Source organism: Kocuria salina, from assembly GCF_013368965.1.
GTDB classification, from domain to species: Bacteria; Actinomycetota; Actinomycetes; order Actinomycetales; family Micrococcaceae; genus Kocuria; species Kocuria rosea.
Map to the genome: position 1 here is coordinate 1 of NZ_SSSF01000023.1, position 15,764 is coordinate 15,764.

A 15,764-nucleotide genomic window follows, 5' to 3' on the forward strand; every position below is an offset into this window, starting at 1 on the left:
ATAATCCACGATAGTCGAAGCCATTTATTAGAATGTCTTTGAGGCACTTCGCCATCTTCCTGTCACGGTTATTCGACATGCCGGAGCACGGGAGATATCGACTTCAGAAGGGGTATTTCCAGCTGGCGAGCTGTGGTTCAACGGTGGGAGCCCCCTTGGCAAGCACTGTGCGCCAGTCGAGGTTTCCCATTTTCTGCAGACGCCCAATTACAACGACGGGGTGGACGTGGTGCTTGTCTGCTTCGGCCTGGATCCAGGCGCTCCGGACACGGCTGGGTGGGTCGCTGAACTCGTGATTGGGGAAGGTCAGCTCTGCGGCGAGTTCGTCGGCTGCTCGTTCCTGGTCGTCGAGCCCTTGGACCCCGGCGGTCTCGTTGATGCCGGTGTCCACCCGGATTTCGCCTTCCTTGAGGTCGCCATTGAGGATATGCGCGACCTCGTGCAGCAAGGTGAAAAGGACCTTGTCGAGTCTCTTGCCCCGCCCGGACAGTGCGATGACGGGATTGCCGTCTTGTAAGAAGGACACCCCGTCGAGCTTCGAACCGGGGAAGCTCTCCTCATAGAGAAGGGCAACTCCGTGCTCGCGGAACTGCTGTGGAAGGGAGGCGAACGCCGCAGGGGTGGCCACGATCTGACTGATCCGGCGGGCGAAAGTGTTGAAGCCGGCCGGGTCGAAGACCGGTAGCTGCTGGCTGCGGGCCTTGTTCTTGATGACGGCCAGCCAGGCTCGCTGAAGCTTGGTGGTCTCTTCGTGCTCGTTGCTGCGACGGGCGACAGCCTTAAATTCGGGCTCGTCGTCGATGGTGCCCAACCCAAAAAGCTGGATGATCTGTGCCTCGGTCTGCGCGAGAGATCCTTCGGCGATGATCCCGCGCTTTCGCAGCAACGACACAGGTGCTAGGTCGTTCAGGCGGGCGCGTCGCTGGACGTCGGTGAGCTGGCTCTGCAGGCCCTTGTCCTGGGACTGCTGCCACAGCAAGTACCGATTCTGTAGGTTCAGCCAGTACTCGGTGCTGGTCCCGAAGGCCGCTGCGATCTGAGCGGCCGACTCGCGGGTGAGTTCCTTCTTCCCGCTGATCACCTCAGACACGAACTGGGTAGGACGCTGGATGATCTCAGCGAACTCAGCCTGCGACCAGCCGTGTGCCTCCAGCTCTTCCTCCAGGTGCTCACCAACCGGGAAGGCCTGGGCAATGCTCATGGTGTCTTCTCCTCTCAACGGACGTCGGTCTCAGTGGTAGTCCACGATTTCGATGACGATCGTCGTCCGCCCGGCCGGCTCTGTCCTGAAGCGGACGATCAGCCGGTATTGCTTGTTCAGGCGCAGTGAGTGCTGGCCTTCTCGGTTGCCCCGAAGCTTCTCCAGGTGCAACGACTTCAACGCCCGCAGATCCCGCTCATCACTGGCTGCGGAAATGGAGTCGATCCTCTTGCGGTACGCCTTGACCAGCTCTCCACTGAGCCGGGGGTGAACGAAGCCCGGATCTTCCGCCAGGCAGCGGAGATCCTCGTCCTCGTACTCGATACGCAAATGCTGGCTCCGTTCTCCAGGGACTGTGCTCCCTAGGGACCGGCCACAGCCTACTTTACCACTACTCGACTTCGGTGCATCACCCTTGCCCAGAAGTATTACATCGACTACAGTTTGGTTTGACGCCGGGTTTCGGCGTCAAACCAAGTGGCCGGCCGTGACCGGCGGGAAGGATGGATGTGATGAGTAAGGGACGTTCGGTAGCGAGGAGCTCGAAGACCGGTCGGTTCGTGACGAAGGGACATGCGAAGCGGTCACCGCGGACGACGACCACGGAGCGTGTGGGGCGTGGGACGTCAAACTCGAAGCCGGTAACGCGCTCTTCCACGACGGGACGCTTCGTCACGACGCGTTGGGGGCGTGAGAACCCTGGGGGGACGATCACCCAGCAGGTGTGACAGCGGAGCCGCGTCGGTGGGTCTCGGCGGCATCCTGATCATGGTGAGTCGTTGCCATGCTGGCTCTCGGCAGTGGCTGGCGATGGGTGAAGAGCAACGGCCACGAGGCTCTCGTGGTGACGAGACGGACAGGCCCCTGGTTCATGTGGCGTGATGCGTGCGACCAGGGGTCTTCGGCTACCTCACAGAAGGCCAGGTTTCTTCTGGCCGGTGCCATGCGCTCAGATGGCCTGGGCGGCTGGGTAGCGTGTGAGGGAGATTCCCGATCGCACTCAGGAGATCCCCCATGGCCCGAGCCCGCAAGAGGAAACAAGTCGAGGGGCAGTTGAGCATTGATGCCTTTCTCTTCCCGGAACCCGAGGAGGTTCGTGATGAACACGTACGGCAAGTTCGCGCAGGAAGCGTGGAGGACGACCGCGCCGGCGGAGTACGCCCTGATCCCGGACCCGGCTCAGTGGTTCGAGCAGCTGGGGGAGGAGGCGGCGCAGCGGGTGGGCGAGCTGATGATGGAGCTGGCCGGCCCGGACAGGAAAGGGGAGACCTATCTGGAGAAGGTGGGGCGGTTGAACGCGTCGAAGATGCAGGCCGAGGAGATCGTGCGCGCGGAGATGCTGACCCCGGACCCGTCGGTACAGGAGGAGCCGGACGAGGACGAGGATCCCGAGTCGGGGATGGCCGAGACTCTCGAGGAGATGAAAGAGCTCAACCGGATCTATCGGGACTTCCTGGACGAGTCGGCGCAGGAAGAGGCCGAGCGGCCATAGGGCTGGGGCCGGACACCGGACCTGCGCCCGCGGAAAGCCCGGGACGCTTCGTCCCCCGCGCCCAGGACGACCTGGCCCCGTCTGGTGCGCAGGCAAGGTTCCGAGCCAACCTCGCAGCGCTTCGGGTGCTGCGCACCCTCCAGGCCGAGGGGCGGACTGCCACCGAGACCGAGCGGAACACGCTGGCCCGCTGGGGGTCCTGGGGTGCCAGCGGTGTCGCCGAAGTCTTCGACGAGTCCCGCACCGAGTACGAGGCCGAGCGGGCCGAGCTGCGCGAGCTGCTGGATGAGACCGAGTACGCCGCCGCACGGCGCACAGTGATCAACGCCCACTACACCGACCCGGCGATCGCCACCGAGGTCTGGGGCGCCCTGACCGGGCTGGGCTTTACGGGCGGGCGGGTGCTGGAGCCCGGCTCCGGTGCCGGCACCTTCATCGGCCTGGCCCCCGAAGGCGCCCAGATGACCGGAGTGGAACTGGACCCGCTGACCGCGGCCATCTCTCAGGCCATCTACCCGGACGCCACGATCCGCACCGAGTCCTTCGCCGACACCCGGATGCCCGGAGGCGCCTTCGACGCCGCGGTGGGCAACGTCCCCTTCTCGAAGAATTCCCTGCACGATCCCCGGCACAACGCGGCGGGGCACTCGATGCACAACCACTTCATCCTCAAGTCCCTGGCCCTGACCCGCCCCGGCGGGGTGGTCGGGGTGATCTCCTCGGCCTTCACCCTGGACGCGCAGAACCCCGCGGCCCGCCGGGAAATGGCCGCCACCGCCGATCTGCTCGGGGCGGTGCGCCTGCCCACCGGCGCCCACCGCCGTGCGGCCGGCACAGACGCGCTGACCGATGTGCTGATCTTCCGCCGCCGTCTGCCCGGGGAGGAGCCGCTAGACCAGTCGTGGGTGGAGACCGCTCCGGTGGAGCTGGATGGCCAGCAGGGGCGGATGAACGCCTACTTCCTCGCCCACCCTGCCCGGGTGCTCGGTGAGCCGGTGATCGGCAACGGCATGTACGGCTCCGCCACCCTGACCGTGCGTTCCGAGGACCTGGCGGCCACGGGGGTGCGGCTGCACGAGCAGCTGGCGGACATCACCGACCACGCCCTGGCGGCCGGGGGATGGCCGAGCGGACGGGTGAGCAGGAGCTCGAGGTCGCGGCCCTGGTCCCAGCTGGTGAGCAGGAGCAGATCGGGCACATCGCCGACCGCGGGGAGGCGGGCTTCACGCAGGTCACCGTGGAGGGGGTGCACGCCCCGCTGAAGGTCCCGCGGACTCAGCAGGGCGAGCTGCGGGCCCTGTTGGGGTTGCGTGATCAGGGGCGGGCTGTGCTGACGATGGAGGCGGCCAACGTCGAGGACACCCCGGAGCTCGACGCCATGAGGGCCCAGTTGGCGGGCAGCTACGAGGCGTATGTGGACCGGTACGGGCCGATCAACCGGTTCACCGAACGGCGCACCGGCAAATACGACGAGGCCGGGGCGGACATTCTGGCCCGGGTCACTCCGCCGGCGGTGCGGTTGCTGCGCGGGGATCCGTTCGGGCCGCTGGTGCTGGGTCTGGAGCACTTCGACGAGGGATCGGGCACCGCCGCGGCGGCCGGTCTGCTCTCGGAGCGGCAGGTGCAACCACGCCGTCCCGTGCTCGGGGTCGACACCCCGGATGAGGCCCTGGCCGTCACCCTGGACACGGTCGGCACCGTGGACCTGCCCCATATCGCCCGGCTACTGGGCACCGACGAGGCAGGGGCGCGCGAGGCACTGGGGGAGCTGGTGTACGAGGTGCCCGGCGAGGACGGTATCTATGAGACCCGCGCGGAGTACCTGTCCGGGGACGTGCGGGAGAAACTGGACGCCGCCCGGGCCGCGGCAACCACCGGGGCACGGTTCCAGACGAACGTGGCCGCTCTGGAGGCGGTGTTGCCGGCCCCGCTGGGGGCCGATGAGATCGAGGCCCGCATCGGGGCGGTGTGGGTGTCCCCGGAGATCCACGAGCAGTTCCTGCGCCACATCATCAGGGACCCGGCCGCGCGGGTGGACCGGGTCAGCGGGGCGAACTGGGAGGTGCGGGCCTCCCGCCACGTCTTCGCCGCCCGCAACGACTGGGGCACGGAACGGATGGCCGCCGGGGACATCTTCAAAAACCTGGCCGAGCAGCGCCGGGTCCAGGTCACCGACCCCGACCCGTCGGACCCGGAGGGCAACCGCCGGGTGGTCAACGCCACCGAGACCACCGCCGCGCAGGAGAAGGCGCAACTGATGCAGGAGCGCTTCGGAGAGTGGGTGTGGGAGGACCCGGCACGGGCTGCCGGGTTGGTGGATGAGTACAACCGGCGGTTCAACTCCATCGTGCTGCGCGACTACACCGTGGAAGGGGAGCGGTTGACCTTCCCCGGGCTGGTGAAGAACTTCACCCCCCGGCCCCACCAGCGCGCGGCGGTGGCCCGGATGCTGTCGGAGCCCTCGGTGGGGCTTTTCCACGAGGTGGGGGCGGGCAAGACCGCCGAGATGGTGATCGGCGCGATGGAGCTGCGCCGGCTGGGGATGGCGCGCAAACCCGTGGTGGTGGTGCCCAACCACATGCTCGAGCAGTTCACCCGGGAGTGGTTGCAGCTCTACCCCCAGGCCCAGATCCTGGCGGCGTCCTCGGAGGATCTGGCCGGGGACAAGCGGCGGGTGTTCGTCGCGAGGGCGGCGGCCAGCGATTGGGACGGGATCATCATGACCCGCACCGCGTTCGAGCGCATTGAGCTCTCTCCGGGCAGCCGCGATGCGTATTCCGCCCGGGAAGCTGACCGGCAGCGGGCCGAGCTGCAGGCGGCCCGCCAACGGGCGGCGGAGCGCGGGGCGGAGAGCATGTCGGTCAAGCGCATGGAGGCCGCCCTCCAGCGGTTCGAGGAGCGCCTCAAGGCCAAAGCCGACCGGGAGGTCGACCCGGGCATCACCTTCGAGCAGACCGGCATCGACTACCTGGTGGTGGACGAGCTGCACGACTTCAAGAATCTGACCACCCCGTCGAACATCCAGGACGCGGCGATCGACGGGTCCAAGCGCGCCAGCGACCTGCACGCCAAGGTGGAGTACCTCCGGTCCCAGCACGGGGATCGGGTGATGACCGGGGCGACCGCGACCCCGATCGCGAACTCGGTCACCGAGATGTACGTGATGCAGCGTTACCTCGGCCCGGAGTTGTTGGAGCGGGCCGGGATCCACGACTTCGACTCGTGGGCGGCGACCTTCGGTCAGGTGGTCTCCGAGATGGAACTCTCGGTGGCCGGCGGGGACACGTTCAAGATGAAGGAGCGCTTCGCGAAGTTCCAGAACGTCCCGGAGCTGTTGAAGATGTTCCATACCTTCGCCGACGTGAAGACCGCCGAGGACCTGCAGCTGCCCACCCCGGATCTTATGGAGCGCGAAGACGGGAAGCGCCTGCCGCGCATGGTCCCGGTGGAAGCCTCGGCGGAGTTGCAGGACTACATCGCAGAGATCGGACGTCGGGCCGAGGCGATCCAGGCCCGACTGGTGGACCGGACCGAGGACAACATGCTCAAGGTCAGCTCCGACGGACGCAAGGCCGCCCTGGACATGCGCCTGGTCGACCCGGAGCTGGGGTCCATCGTCTCGGAGAACAAGGTCAGCGTGACCGCGGACCTGATCGCCCAGGTGCACGAGGAGCACCAGGACGACGTGTTCCTCGATACCGCCAGCGGCGAGGAGCACCCCACGAAGGGTGCGTTGCAGATCGTGTTCTGCGACCAGAGCACCCCGTCATCGGAGAAGTGGAACGTCTACGACGAGCTCAAGGACCAGCTGGTGCAACGGGGCATCCCGGCGGAGAAGATCCGGTTCATGCACGAGGCCAAGAACGACGCCGAGAAGGGCCGGCTGTTCTCCGCCGCCCGCGCCGGGGACATCGCCGTCCTGATGGGCTCCACCCAGAAGATGGGGGTGGGCACCAACATCCAGGCCCGGGCGGTGCACCTGGTGGACCTGGACGCCCCGTGGCGCCCGGCCGATGTGTCCCAGCGGCACGGGCGGATCATCCGGCAGGGCAATCAGAACCCGGAAGTCGCGATCTCCCAGGTGGTGACGAAGGGGTCCTTCGACACCTTCATGTGGCAGACGCTGGAGCGGAAGTCGAAGTTCATCGACCAGATCATGCGCGGCCGGTTGGACGTGCGCGAGATCGAAGACGTCGGGGACAACACCCTGTCCTTCGCCGAGGTGAAGGCGATCTCCAGTGGCAACCCGTTGATCCTGGAGAAGTCGAAGGCTGATCAGGAGCTGTCCCGGTTGGAGCGGTTGAACCGGGCCTGGCATCGCAACCAGTCCTCACTGGTGTTCCGCAAGGACGCCGCCCAAACGCGCGCCGGCGCACTCGAGCAGGAGATCCCCGTGCTCCGGGCGGCCGCGGAGCGGACCACCGATGAGTTGGGTGGCGAGCGGTTCCGGATGACCATCGACGGGTCCACCTACGACAAGCGCGCCGACGCGGCGGAAGCGTGGCAGCAATGGGCTGGGGTGCACGCCACCGCGCGCCCGCCCCGGGGCGGGGAGATCGACCTCGGGGTCGCCGGTCGCATCGGTGGTCACGACATCAGGGTCGTGCAACGTCCAGGGAACCTGGCCGATCTGGGCGCGTCCCCGGTGGAGCTGCGCCTCGACGACGCCCCCGGGGTGGCCGTGGAAGTCACCCGCGCGACGTCGCTGAACCCGAGCGTGGGCATGATCCAGCGCCTGGAGAACCAAGTGCGGGCACTGCCTGAGGAAGTCACCAAACGCGAAGCGCGACTGGCCTCCGCCCGGCAGGAAGTCGTCGACGCCCGAGAGGCACTGGAGGTGCCCTTCAAGCACCAGGACGCGCTGGAAGCCGCCCGGTGGGAGGTCGAACGGATCGGGCGCGCCATGCGCGGAGAGGAGACGCCGCAACCGAGCCTGGACCCGGAGCTGGAGGCGTTGAAGAAACGGATGCGCATCAACTTCCCCGACGCTCCCACCGCGGGACGCAGCAGCGCCAGCAGCGGCGGCAACGGCCCCGGGCGTCCGCTCGAGGTGGTGCGGCGGCACGACGAGCAGCGTCCCCAGCAGGGCGGCTTGGAGCTGTAAATACTCGCTCTGCCTTCTCTGTTCAGACGGACGGTGCCCGCTCCCCATTCGGGGAGCGGGCACCGTTGCTTGTGTGGTGACTACCCACTTGGGAAGCCGTCCACGGTCGGCGGCTACGGAAGTGTCACGTGCGCGCGTGAGGTGACCTGCCGGCTGTGGTCGGGTGGTCGGATGGGGTCCCCGTGTCCATCATGTGTGCGGGAAAAGCCGCGGAGCGATGGGAGCTTTTGCCGTGCCCATGTGGGCACGGGGCCAGGAACTCAGCCACGGTTGTCGAGGTCGCGTTTCGATCGCACCTGGTGTGCTTCGCGCCAGATGACGAGCAAGGACACCACCAAGAACAGGCCGGAGATCAATCCGATCTTCGAGCCCCGGGCCACCAGGGCGATGGAGAGGATTAGGAGCGTCCCGTAACACGTCGTGAGAATCCAGCGACTGGCCGTCACTGCTCCGGCTCGGTGTCGCCACCGTTCTGAGCGGACGAGGCCTGCACGTCCTGGGTGGACTGAGTGGTCTTCCGCCGGCGCTGCACCCGCTGCACCTTATCGGGTGCCGCCAGCCCGATCTTTTTCAGTTCGTCGGCGGTCCAGCCGCCGTTGTTGACGGCGGCCTGGAACGCGGCGGTGTCGTTCTTCTCGGCCTCCTTGAGGGCCTCGCGGGCCTCGTCGAGGGCGCCTCGTGCGGTGATCGCCCGGCGGATGTAGTCCATCCGGTCGTTGAGCAGCCGCTGGGCTGCTTCTTCTGCTTGCTGGGGGTCAGTGAGCTTCGCCATGCCCCCCAGGTTAACGGACGCACACCGTCCGTTCCAGAGGAAGTGCCCGCTGAGCCGGCGCTTTGCACCCGTGGTGCCCCAGCGGAGCCAGCGGAGCAAAGCTATGTTTTATGTGCCATAAGACGGGCCCACCGCTGGCCCGTGGGGCTTTGCGGTGGCACACTGGTCGTGTGGGGCCCACCGGGGTGGGGGCGCTGCGCTGGGCCGGGAAGAGAGGAGGTGCTGTGGTGGAGCAGGAGAATCCGCGTCGGGTGTGGAAGTCGAGGCGGAAGCGGATCGAGGGCAAGACCCAGTACGTCCGGGTGTCCATGTCCGAGGCGGAGCGTGCTCAGTTGATGATGCTGGAGCAGCAGACCGGGCTCTCGCCCTCGGCGCTGATGGTCGAGGCGGTGTTCGGATCGGCGGATCCGGTGGCGGTGCAGTTACGACGAAACCAGCTGGCCGAGCTGATCCAGATGCGACACCAAATGGCGACGATCGCCAACAACGTGAACCAGATCGCCCGGCACGCCAACAGCACCGGTGAAGTGCTGCCCGAGACGGCAGAGACGTTGCGGGAGGCCCGCCGGTTCGGTGACGAAGTACTGGCCACGATCGAAGAGTTGATCCCGTGATCCCGAACATCACCAAGGGCGACAAGCCGATCGGGCTGATGAAGTACCTGGTGGGTCCAGGCCGCTCCAACGAGCACACCGACCCGCACTTGATCAACGGTTCGCCGCTCATCATGGCGTGGCACGACGATGTGCAGCTCAACGAGGAAGCCGCGGTTTCCATCGCCGGCGAGATCGACCTGAACCGGCGGTCCTTCGGGGTGGACGCTGACGCCAAGCACATCTGGCACTGCTCGTTGTCGATCCCGTACCAGGACCGGGAAGTCACCGACCAGGAATGGGCCGATATTGCTCAGCGATTCATGGACGAGATGGACTTCACCGAGGCTGGGGCCAAGGCCGGCTGCCAGTGGGTGGCGGTGCACCACGGGCGCTCCACCAAGGGCAACGACCACATCCACATCGTGGCCTCCACCATCCGCGGGGACGGCACCAAGTGGAACTGGGGCAACGACTTCTCCCGGGCGCAGAAGGCTGCGCGTGGGATCGAGAAAGACTTCCACCTCATCCAGCTCGGCAACCACTCCGAACGGTGGCTGCAGCAGGGCGAGGTGCGGCGGGACAGCACCCGGGAACCGGCCCGATTCGCGCTGGAGCGCACCGTGCGGGCGTGCGCGGTGGCAGCCGACACCGAGGCCCAGTTCGTGCGGCAGATGCGCCGTGCAAACCTGCTCGTGCACCCGAGGTTCGCCGCCGGCACCGACTCGGTGGTGACCGGATACTCGGTGGCGGAGCGTCCGCCGAAGGGGATGCGGCCGCTGTGGTTCGGTGGTGGCAAGCTCGCCCAGGACCTCACGCTCCCGTCCCTGCGGACCCGCTGGTCGGACACTCCGGACTCGGCGCAGGAGGCGTCGGAGGAGTGGATGGCGGCCAAGCGGCACCGCCGCATCGTCCACCCCGACGCCCCCGGCGCTGCCCTGGACGAGGTGACCGCTAGGCGGCTGGCCGGGGAACTGAAAGAGGTTCGCCGGCGCCTGGTGAAGCTCGCACCGGACGACCATCAGGCGTGGGCTCACGCGGCGCGGGAAGCCTCCGGGGTGTTCGCGGCGTGGTCGCACGCGACCGAGGACGGGCAAGGACCCTTGGGGCGCACCGCCAGGACGCTGGCACGCTCGGCGCACCGGTCGGGGCTGAAGATCACCACCCCGTTGGAAGCCCCACTGCGTACCAGTGGCACCACGGCGTTCCTGCTGGCGGTCACGAAAGCGCCCTCCCCGATGGCCCAGGCATTGATCATGAACCAGATGCTGCGGATGACCCGAGCGTTCCAGGACATGCATCAGGCCAACAAAGAACTGCGCGAGACCCAGTTGATCGTGGACACCTTCCGGCAGCACCTCTCGGTAGTGGCGGAGCCACTACCGGAAGTCGAGCCTTCTTCTCTCAAGCGCAGTGCCTCCCACGCCGGACCCGCCCGTGCCCGTGGTGCGCTGCGCGAGACCCAGGGGCCCACGGTTGAGCACCCTTACGTAGATCACACCCCCCGCACGGACTACGGAATGGAGCTGTAGAGATGAGCACACAACCCGATGGCGTGAACGATCTGATCGGCCGTGACCTCCAGGCAGCGATGGCCGTCGCCGGGCGCTGGGGCGAGATGATGGCCCGTCAGCGCGCCGAGCAAGTGCGTCAACGCCTGATGGAGCAGCAGCAGCGGCGACGGGAGCTGGAAGACCGGTTCGAAGCCGAACGAGCAGTGATGCGCACCGAGCTCGCCCCGGTGGATCAGGACCGTTTCTGGGAGTCCGCCAAGCCGGAAGACATCGCTGCCCACTACGGGCTGGCCCGGCAGTGGGAGCAGCACGACGAGGTCGCCCGCACCGCGCGAGGACGGATCGAGTCGGAGGTAAAGGACCGCTACGGGCTGGCCGTGGAGGACTACCTGGAAGAGCGCATCCCGCAGCAACAGCGCACTGAGACAGTCGAGCAGGGGACCGCGGCCCGCGAAGCCGTGGACGCCCAACGTGACCACGCTGAGGCCGCCCTCAACGCCGCAGAGGCCAGCCGGGGGGATCTGCAAAACGACGCCGACGCCCGTCACTTGGCTGCCGAAGCCGAGGAACTTTGGGACTCCGGGGACCGGCGGGCGAACCTGGCCAAGAAGCTCATGGCGGCCTTTGGTGGCACCGAGGAGGGCCGCGATGGGGTACGGGCACGTCTGGCCGCCGACCGGGACCAGGGCACGCCTCCCATAGAGGCTGTGCGCTCCACCAAGCGTGGCCCCAAGGCCCGCAAGAACACCGGGCGCCCAGCAGGACGAGAAAGAGGCTTGGAACTGGGCTGATGCCATGAGGGCAACAGCGAGAGGGGCGCAACCCGTGACGGGTTGCGCCCCTCTCGCTGTGAGGTTCAGTCGAACAGGCCCTCTGGAGGTGGCTCCAAAGTCAGTGGAACTCCCTTGGGGCGGTGCTCCCTGGGAGTGCAGCCGTGGAAAGGACCCTTCTCCTCAAAGAGGACCCGCATGGTCGGGTCGGCGTAGTTCTGCCACCACACTGCCAGCCCGGTAGTGGGATCTAGGCGCAGGTTTTCCCACGCCCTCCACAGCCCCGTCAGACGGCTCACGGCTTCATCATGTCGCCACCACTGGGCGCACCAGGTGAACGTGTTCGAGCGACCAGCTGGGTCCAGCTGACGCCGGTACATCGGCGCCAACATCTCGGTGACGAACTCCACCACGTTCGCGTAGACCAGCTCCGCAGGAGGCTGCTCTTCCACGTCCTCGTTGCCCTCACTGGACGATTTTTCTTCCCATTCCATGGCCTACTCCTTCACCAGCGCCGCCCACCGGTTCCCGGCAGGCTCAGGCACCACTGGCTCGGCGGCCGGCGCTGTGGGCTCGTGATCGACGGTGTCCACTGTGGGGCGGTTGTGGGCCTCTTCGGAGGCCCTTGATGCTTCCGCGTAGGGGCGGTGGTCAATCGGGATGGTGCGCAGCAGCACGGCCCGGGCCCCGGAGCCGAACATCACGGCCCGACCCTTGGGCAGGGCGGACAGGTCAGCCACCGACATGATGTCGTCGGTGGCGTCCTGCCGGGAGGTGGACCCGCTGTCCATCTGCCTCGAGGAGGAGACCGAGGTGTAGGTGTACTTGCCGATCAAATCGACAAGCATCTTCAAGTAGCCCTCCTCCTTGACGTTGCCGCCGTAGGTGACGACGTTGGCGGTGGAGAACAGCTTGCGCATCCCGGACTCCCCCCACACGTCCACGCCCTGGGACCAGGACTGCAAGAACGTGGAGACCACGATCCCGCGAGACCCGTAGTGGCTGTAGAGGTCGGGCAGACTCGCCCACCGGCACAAGGACGTCAGGGCAGAGGCGCGGGGCCTCACTCGGGACTGTCCATGGTTACCGGATTATCGCCGTCAGCATCAGTGGCCTGCTCCTCGGCGCCGGCTTCCGCAAGGGGCGGCTCGCTCAGACGCTGCTCAACGGCTTGCTGGAACTTCTCAGCTGTTTGCGCATCGACTAACCCGTCCGAGATGTCTGCGGCCGGGTTGGATAGGTCCTGGGCGTTCTCTTCCTCTGGCGCGGAGGTGCGGGGGTTACGGGCATTGGGGTTCATCGATTGCCTTTCGTCTCGGCGGGGCAGATCCACGCCGGCTCACCGCCGGAGAGCGCGGGTCGTGGGGCGGGATCATCTCTCGGTGCTAGAACACCGCGGTGGGGGGGGGAGTCATCGTGATCGACCCGAATCGCCAGTCGGGGGCGGAAGGATCGTGGTCTCTTCTTTCCGGAAGCTCCTCGAGGAGCTTCCCTGCTGTCGTTCCTATCGTGGCCTGACCCGTGGTGACAAGAGCCGCGGCCGCACCGTCTCGAGTGCTTCTCGTCCAAGGTGAAGGACCCAACGGCGCAACTTCGCCGGCCCCCACTCGGCCGCGACGGTCGCGGGAAGTGGGACAACGGGTGTTGCCAGAGGTGACATTCGATATGTGATTGTGCTGGGGATTTGGTGGGGGAGCGGGCATGATGGGGGTATGTCCACCGCTCCCATGGCACCGCGCACCGGTCTTCAAGCCCACCGTGATTCCCAGCGGTGGTCGATCCCGCAGGTCGTCGAGGCGCTGCGGGAGATCCTCGGTGCGCGTCTGGTGGCTTATCTCGGGGGCGTGAAAGAGACCCGTGCGGTCCGGGAATGGGTCGAGGGCACGCGCGAGCCCGGCTCCGAGGCCGTCAAGCAGCGGTTGCGCGATGCCTACTACATCGCCGCCCTGCTGGCCGAGCGCGAAGCCCCCGGGGTGGTTCAGGCCTGGTTCACGGGGATGAATCCGCAGCTGGGGGACCGCGCCCCGGCGCGACTGCTGCGTGAAGGCGACCCGGAGCGCACGGTCGCCGAGGTCACCGCCGCTGCTCGCGCCTTCGTCGCCTCGGCGAGATAGCGGTGGGCCTGGTCATCGTTGCGGCGCCACAGGAGCCGGTTTGGAGAGTCGGGTACCGACCCGAGCCGTTGGCCTGGAGCGGGTGGGAGCACGCCACCGATGGGCGCTTCCACGGCCGCTGGGACGACCCGGACGGGACGTTCCGCACCCTGTACCTGGGCGAGTCCCTACTGGCGTGCCTGCTCGAGGTCCTGGCCTTCGCCCGCAAGGACAAACACCTGGCCGCGGCCCTGGCGGAGATCGACGAAGACCCTCAAGACGCCCGGGAACACCCCACCGCGGACCCCGGGACCCTGGATCCCGCGTGGCTGGAGCCCCGTTGCGCTGCCTCCGCGGTGCTGAGCGGTCGGTACTGCCAGGTGGGTGCGGCAGACACCGTGGCCACCCTCTACCCACGGTTCATCGGAGACGCCCTGGATGCCGGCTATGACGACTTCGACGCCAGCCTGCTCAAAAACGGCGCCGCCCGGGCCATTACCCAGGCCGTCTCCGCCCACCTGTACCTCCAGGAAGGCATCGACGGCATCGAGTTTGCCTCCCGGCACGGCGACGAACTGGACCTGTGGTGCCTCTATGAACAACCCCACGACGCACAGATCAGCTCACACCTGTTGAGACTGACCGAAGTCACCCTGCACCCGGACACCCCGGAACTGCAGCAGGCCCTCGACATGCTCGGACTGCACTGGGCCCCCACGTCCTAAGGCGCGACCTGCGTCCCGTGCCAGCAAAGTGGGACGAGTCGCTGCATTAGAGGGACTATCGCAGTAACGGTGTAAGAGGCCCAATCACCCCGAGAGGGGCTGGAGGGTCGACATGAGCGAGAACATCGAGACACTGGTGGACGTGAGCCCACCACACCCCGGCGAGCAGCCGGAAGAGACACCGGAGCTGTCCCCGGCCGAGCAGGACACCGTCCGAGAGCTGGTCCGCCAGGCCCGAGCGAACGGGGCGGCGTTGACCGGCCCCGGCGGGCTGCTGAAGCAGCTGACCAAGATGGTCGTCGAGGCCGCCCTGGACGAGGAGATGAACGAGCACCTCGGCTACGAACCCGGCGACCCGCAAGGACGCAACCGCGGCAACTCCCGCAACGGGAAACGGGCCAAGACGGTGATCACCGACAACGCCGGCCCCGTGCAGATCGAGGTGCCCCGCGACCGCGAGGCCAGCTTCGAGCCGGTGATCGTCAAGAAGCGCCAGCGGCGGCTGTCGGACCTGGACCAGGTGGTGCTCTCGCTCTCAGCCAAGGGACTGACCACCGGGGAGATCAGCGCCCACCTGGGCGAGGTCTACGGTGCCGACGTCAGCAAGGACACCGTCACGAGGATCACCGACCGCGTCATCGAGGAGATGCAGGCGTGGTGGGCCCGGCCCCTGGAGCAGGTCTACGCGGCGGTGTTCATCGACGCGATCATGGTGAAGGTCCGTGACGGGCAGGTCCGTAACCGGCCCGTCTACGCCGCGATCGGGGTGGACCTGGGCGGGCACAAGGACATCCTGGGGATGTGGGCCGGGGACGGTGACGGGGAGTCGGCGAAGTTCTGGTACGCCGTGCTCAACGACCTGAAGTCTCGCGGCGTCAAGGATGTGTTCTTCGTGGTCTGCGACGGGCTGAAAGGCCTGCCCGACTCCGTGAACGCGGTCTTCCCGGCCGCGATCGTCCAAACGTGCATCATCCACCTGATCCGCGGCACGTTCCGCTACGCCTCGAGGAAGTACTGGGACGAGCTCGCGAAGGACCTGAAACCGGTCTACACCGCCCCGACCGCTGCCGCCGCGGAGGCCGCCCTGGAGGAGGTGGAGGACAAGTGGGGCGCCCGGTACCCGGCGATCAGCCGACTGTGGCGCGGGGCGTGGACGGAGTTCGTGCCCTTCCTGGACTACGACGTGGAGATCCGCCGGGTCATCTGCTCGACCAACGCCATCGAGTCCCTCAACGCCCGGTTCCGCCGTGCGGTGCGGGCCCGTGGTCACTTCCCGAATGAGCAGTCCGCGATGAAGACCCTGTACCTGGTCGTGCGATCCCTGGACCCGAAGGGCACCGGGCAGACACGATGGGTCACACGGTGGAAGCCAGCGCTGAACGCCTTCGCCATCACCTTCGCCGACCGGATGCCGGCGGCGGAGAACCACTAACCATGGAAACGCCTCTTACACCGTTAGAGCGACAGTCCCGCATTAGATGCGAGAACTCCCCTGCGATC

The 15,764-nt window shown here is 67.1% G+C and carries 15 protein-coding genes; 9 read left to right on the forward strand and 6 right to left on the reverse strand.

All coding sequences use genetic code 11. The features are described 5' to 3' along the window. Positions 1 to 103: 103 nt before the first annotated feature. Together E7Z53_RS19295 and E7Z53_RS19300 are read right to left on the reverse strand one after the other, a co-directional pair. On the reverse strand, positions 104 to 1,201 hold the full coding sequence (locus tag E7Z53_RS19295; protein ID WP_095651700.1) for a HigA family addiction module antitoxin: 1,098 nt from the start codon (positions 1,199 to 1,201) through the stop codon (positions 104 to 106). Positions 1,202 to 1,231: 30 nt separating this feature from the next. Continuing rightward, a complete protein-coding gene (locus E7Z53_RS19300; RefSeq protein WP_095651699.1) occupies positions 1,232 to 1,531 on the reverse strand; it encodes a type II toxin-antitoxin system RelE/ParE family toxin in 300 nt (99 codons plus the stop codon). 769 nt (positions 1,532 to 2,300) lie between these two features. Between E7Z53_RS19300 and E7Z53_RS20555 the strand changes: the two genes are divergently transcribed. The 3 genes from E7Z53_RS20555 (at position 2,301) to E7Z53_RS20565 (ending at position 7,797) form a co-directional block, all read left to right on the forward strand. Continuing rightward, positions 2,301 to 2,693 (forward strand): TnpV protein, encoded by a 393-nt coding sequence (locus E7Z53_RS20555; RefSeq protein WP_255219706.1) that lies wholly within the window; start codon positions 2,301 to 2,303, stop codon positions 2,691 to 2,693. Positions 2,694 to 2,818: 125 nt separating this feature from the next. Next, positions 2,819 to 3,955, forward strand: a complete 1,137-nt coding sequence (locus E7Z53_RS20560) for a hypothetical protein (protein ID WP_255219707.1) — start codon at positions 2,819 to 2,821, stop codon at positions 3,953 to 3,955. Between the two features lie 2,585 nt (positions 3,956 to 6,540). After that, positions 6,541 to 7,797 carry a helicase-related protein gene (locus tag E7Z53_RS20565; RefSeq protein ID WP_369598026.1) on the forward strand — a complete coding sequence of 419 codons (1,257 nt, stop codon included), beginning with the start codon at positions 6,541 to 6,543 and terminating at the stop codon, positions 7,795 to 7,797. 442 nt (positions 7,798 to 8,239) lie between these two features. Here the strand turns inward: E7Z53_RS20565 and E7Z53_RS19310 are convergent, their stop codons facing one another. Continuing rightward, a complete protein-coding gene (locus E7Z53_RS19310) occupies positions 8,240 to 8,569 on the reverse strand; it encodes a hypothetical protein (protein WP_176338620.1) in 330 nt (109 codons plus the stop codon). A 224-nt stretch (positions 8,570 to 8,793) separates the two neighbouring features. Between E7Z53_RS19310 and mobC the strand changes: the two genes are divergently transcribed. The 3 genes from mobC to E7Z53_RS19325 are packed head-to-tail and all read left to right on the forward strand — an operon-like array spanning position 8,794 to position 11,467. Then, positions 8,794 to 9,183 carry a plasmid mobilization relaxosome protein MobC gene (gene mobC / locus E7Z53_RS19315; protein ID WP_176338621.1) on the forward strand — a complete coding sequence of 130 codons (390 nt, stop codon included), beginning with the start codon at positions 8,794 to 8,796 and terminating at the stop codon, positions 9,181 to 9,183. After that, complete coding sequence (locus tag E7Z53_RS19320; RefSeq protein ID WP_176338622.1) at positions 9,180 to 10,694, forward strand: relaxase/mobilization nuclease domain-containing protein; 1,515 nt, start codon at positions 9,180 to 9,182, stop codon at positions 10,692 to 10,694. The genes mobC and E7Z53_RS19320 overlap by 4 nt, the downstream gene beginning before the upstream one ends. A 2-nt stretch (positions 10,695 to 10,696) precedes the next feature. Then, on the forward strand, positions 10,697 to 11,467 hold the full coding sequence (locus tag E7Z53_RS19325; RefSeq protein ID WP_176338623.1) for a hypothetical protein: 771 nt from the start codon (positions 10,697 to 10,699) through the stop codon (positions 11,465 to 11,467). Positions 11,468 to 11,532: 65 nt separating this feature from the next. Here E7Z53_RS19325 and E7Z53_RS19330 read toward each other — a convergent pair whose 3' ends face one another. Genes E7Z53_RS19330 through E7Z53_RS19340 form a run of 3 tightly spaced genes read right to left on the reverse strand, consistent with a single transcriptional unit; the run spans position 11,533 to position 12,746 of the window. Then, positions 11,533 to 11,940 carry a DUF4913 domain-containing protein gene (locus E7Z53_RS19330; RefSeq protein ID WP_176338624.1) on the reverse strand — a complete coding sequence of 136 codons (408 nt, stop codon included), beginning with the start codon at positions 11,938 to 11,940 and terminating at the stop codon, positions 11,533 to 11,535. A 3-nt stretch (positions 11,941 to 11,943) separates the two neighbouring features. Continuing rightward, positions 11,944 to 12,513, reverse strand: a complete 570-nt coding sequence (locus tag E7Z53_RS19335; protein WP_369598025.1) for a TraG/TraD/VirD4 family protein — start codon at positions 12,511 to 12,513, stop codon at positions 11,944 to 11,946. Further along, complete coding sequence (locus tag E7Z53_RS19340; RefSeq protein WP_062737338.1) at positions 12,510 to 12,746, reverse strand: hypothetical protein; 237 nt, start codon at positions 12,744 to 12,746, stop codon at positions 12,510 to 12,512. Before E7Z53_RS19340 ends, E7Z53_RS19335 begins: the two co-directional genes overlap by 4 nt. Before the next feature lie 412 nt (positions 12,747 to 13,158). Here E7Z53_RS19340 and E7Z53_RS19345 point away from each other — a divergent pair, with 412 nt between their 5' ends. The 3 genes from E7Z53_RS19345 (at position 13,159) to E7Z53_RS19355 (ending at position 15,696) form a co-directional block, all read left to right on the forward strand. After that, positions 13,159 to 13,560, forward strand: a complete 402-nt coding sequence (locus tag E7Z53_RS19345; RefSeq protein ID WP_062737339.1) for a hypothetical protein — start codon at positions 13,159 to 13,161, stop codon at positions 13,558 to 13,560. Positions 13,561 to 13,562: 2 nt separating this feature from the next. Further along, complete coding sequence (locus E7Z53_RS19350; protein WP_062737340.1) at positions 13,563 to 14,264, forward strand: RES domain-containing protein; 702 nt, start codon at positions 13,563 to 13,565, stop codon at positions 14,262 to 14,264. Positions 14,265 to 14,376: 112 nt separating this feature from the next. Then, positions 14,377 to 15,696 carry an IS256 family transposase gene (locus tag E7Z53_RS19355; RefSeq protein WP_217905975.1) on the forward strand — a complete coding sequence of 440 codons (1,320 nt, stop codon included), beginning with the start codon at positions 14,377 to 14,379 and terminating at the stop codon, positions 15,694 to 15,696. Positions 15,697 to 15,764: the final 68 nt, after the last annotated feature.